The organism is Streptomyces aidingensis, from assembly GCF_900112355.1.
GTDB lineage: Bacteria > Actinomycetota > Actinomycetes > Streptomycetales > Streptomycetaceae > Streptomyces > Streptomyces aidingensis.
On record NZ_FOLM01000038.1, the window covers coordinates 1 to 3,255 of the forward strand.

General features: G+C 67.9%; 2 protein-coding genes. Both read right to left on the minus strand.

The annotated features are described in order from the left end of the window. Positions 1-316 precede the first annotated feature (316 nt). Complete coding sequence (locus BM242_RS28265) at positions 317-2,002, minus strand: ribonuclease J (RefSeq protein WP_093841799.1); 1,686 nt, start codon at positions 2,000-2,002, stop codon at positions 317-319. Positions 2,003-2,200: 198 nt separating this feature from the next. Next, a complete protein-coding gene (dapA, locus tag BM242_RS28270; RefSeq protein WP_093841800.1) occupies positions 2,201-3,100 on the minus strand; it encodes a 4-hydroxy-tetrahydrodipicolinate synthase in 900 nt (299 codons plus the stop codon). Positions 3,101-3,255: the final 155 nt, after the last annotated feature.

A 3,255-nucleotide genomic window follows, 5' to 3' on the forward strand; every position in this document is an offset into this window, starting at 1 on the left:
TGACTTTTGGCACGCTGTTGAGTTCTCAAGGAACGGACACTGCCATCGGTATCCCTCTCGGGAATCCCTCCGGGTGTTTCTTCCGTTTCGGTGCCACCGACTTTAGCAGAGTCTTTTCCGTGCCGTTTCCGGCGGGTGGATGATGACTCCGGCTGCGGGAGGCTGGACGGTGATCGCCCGGGGTTCCCGCGTCGACGGCCCGCTAAACCTACTGCGTCGGGGCGCCCGGATGCAAATCCGGGCGCCCCGACCGCTGACGGCAGCTCAACTGTCCGCTGACCAGGCCCGAACGAGGGAGCCCGCAGGGACGGAGGGGTCAGACGTCCACCACCACCGGCATGATCATCGGGCGCCGGCGGTAGTTGTCGGAGACCCACTTGCCCACCGTCCGCCGCACGAGCTGCTGGAGCTGGTGGGACTCGGTGACGCCGTCCTGGGCGGACCTGCTGAGCACGGCCTCGATCTTGGGGATGACCTCGCCGAAGTCGGCATCGTCGATCCCGGAGCCCCGGCTCTGGATGCTCGGACCGCTGACGATCTTCCCCGAGGTGCTGTCCACCACCACGAAGACCGAGATGAAGCCCTCGTCGCCGAGGATGCGGCGGTCCTTGAGGCTGGCCTCCGTCACATCGCCCACCGAGAGACCGTCCACATACACATAGCCGGCCGGGACCTTGCCGGAGATCCGCGCCTTGCCGTCGATGAGGTCGACGGCGACGCCGTCCTCGGCGATCACGATCTGCTGCTCCGGGACCCCGGTGGCGGCGCCCAGGGCCGCGTTGGCGCGCAGATGCCGCCACTCCCCGTGCACCGGCATCAGATTCTTCGGCCTGGTGATGTTGTAGAAGTACAGCAGCTCACCGGCCGCCGCATGGCCGGAGACATGCACCTTGGCATTGCCCTTGTGGACCACGTTCGCGCCCCAGCGGGTGAGTCCGTTGATCACCCGGTACACGGCGTTCTCGTTGCCGGGGATCAGGGACGAGGCCAGGATCACGGTGTCGCCGGGCCTGATCCGGATCTGGTGATCGCGGTTGGCCATCCGGGAGAGCGCGGCCATGGGCTCGCCCTGGGAACCGGTGCAGATCAGCACCACATTCTCTTCGGGCAGGTCGTCGAGGGCCTTGACGTCGACCACCAGCCCCGCCGGGACCTTGAGGTAGCCGAGTTCCCGGGCGATGCCCATGTTGCGGACCATGGAGCGGCCGATGAAGGCCACCCGCCGGCCGTATGCCTGCGCCGCGTCGACGACCTGCTGGACGCGGTGCACATGGCTGGCAAAGCTGGCCACGATGATCCGCTTCTCGGCCTGGGCGAAGACCTGGCGGAGCACCCCGGAGATGTCCCGCTCGTGCGGCACGAAGCCGGGCACCTCGGCGTTGGTGGAGTCGGCGAGCAGCAGATCGATGCCCTCCTCCCCCAGCCTGGCGAAGTGCCGCAGGTCGGTGAGGCGGCCGTCCAGCGGGAGCTGGTCCATCTTGAAATCGCCGGTGTGGACCACCGTGCCGGCGCCGGTGCGGATGGCCAGGGCCAGTCCGTCCGGGATGGAGTGGTTCACGGCGATGAATTCGCATTCGAAGGGGCCGAGCCGCTCGCGCTGCCCCTCCTTGACCTCCAGGGTGTACGGGCGGATGCGGTGCTCCTGGAGCTTGGCCTCGATCAGGGCCAGGGTCAGCTTGGATCCCACGATGGGGATGTCCGGCTTCTCGCGGAGCAGGTACGGCACGCCGCCGATGTGATCCTCGTGGCCGTGGGTCAGCACCACGGCGTCGATGTCGTCCAGCCGTTCCCGGATGACGCTGAAGTCCGGCAGGATCAGGTCGACGCCGGGCTGCTCCTCCTCGGGGAAGAGCACCCCGCAGTCCACGATCAGCAGTCGGCCGCCGTATTCGAAGACGGTCATGTTGCGGCCGATCTCTCCGAGACCGCCCAGGGGGATGACCCGCAGCCCGCCCTCGGGAAGACTGGGCGGAGGCCCCAGTTCTGGATGCGGATGGCTCAAAAGACACTCCTCACCGCGCGCGCCACAGGGCCGCGAGGGCCATGTGGCGCGCGTTTCCGTTCTGATGTTGCAGTTGACGTGCAGTTGTTGAACATGCAGTTGTTGAGCATGACATTTACCGCATGGCAGATGTGCGGCGCTCTGTGCGCATCTCTGCTTTTTCCGGTCTTCAGTTGTGAAGTCTGATGGCGGCGCCCGTCAGAGCTGTACCCCGCCGGCGGCAAGATCGCGCGTGAGCTGCTCGGCCTCGTCCTCGGTCAGGCCCACCAGGGGCAGCCGGAGCGGGCCGCCGGGCAGGCCGAGCAGGCTCAGGGCGGCCTTGGTGGTGATCACGCCCTGGGTGCGGAACATGCCGGTGTACACGGGCAGCAGCTTCTGGTGGATCTCGATGGCCTTGGCGACGTCACCGCCGGTGATGGCGTCCACCATGGCGCGCAGCTCGGGGGTGACCACATGGCCGACGACGGAGACAAAACCGACCGCGCCGACCGAGAGCAGCGGCAGGTTGAGCATGTCGTCGCCGGAGTACCAGGCCAGGCCGGTGGTGGCGATGGCCCAGCTCGCGCGGCCGAGGTCGCCCTTGGCGTCCTTGTTGGCCACGATCCGGGGATGCTCGGCCAGCCGGGCGAAGGTCTCGGTCTGGATCGGGACGCCGGTGCGGCCGGGGATGTCGTAGAGCATCACCGGCAGCCCGGTGGCGTCGGCCACGGCGGTGAAGTGCTGGTGCAGACCCTCCTGCGGGGGCTTGCTGTAGTAGGGGGTGACCAGCAGCAGGCCGGTGGCTCCGGCGCGCTCGGCGGCGCGGGCGAGTTCGACGCTGTGATGGGTGCTGTTGGTGCCGGCGCCGGCCACCACGTGCGCGCGGTCGCCGACGGCCTCGACCACCGCGCGGACCAGGTCGGCTTTCTCGGCATCGGTGGTGGTCGGGGATTCACCGGTGGTGCCGTTGATGATCAGGCCGTCGTTGCCGGCGTCAACCAGATGGGCGGCAAGCCGCTGCGCGCCGTCGAGGTCGAGCGCGCCGTCCGCGGTGAACGGCGTGACCATGGCGGTCAGCACCCGCCCGAAGGGGGTCTGCGGTGTCGAGGTCGGTGCCATGTTCCCACGCTACTCGCAGCTCACGGCCATGCGCCGCATCGGGGCACGGACATTAGGAGCCCGGCACTGCCTGCTCGGGGGTTCAAACAGTGCCGGGTCCGTTTATTCAGCGTAGACGAACTTCCCAAAATGTGGCAATACGGACACCTCTCGGG

What these genes read in the sequence shown, in the direction of transcription:
- dapA (WP_093841800.1), bottom strand. Translation starts at nt 3,100, where the DNA reads ATGGCACCGACCTCGACACCGCAGACCCCCTTCGGGCGGGTGCTGACC.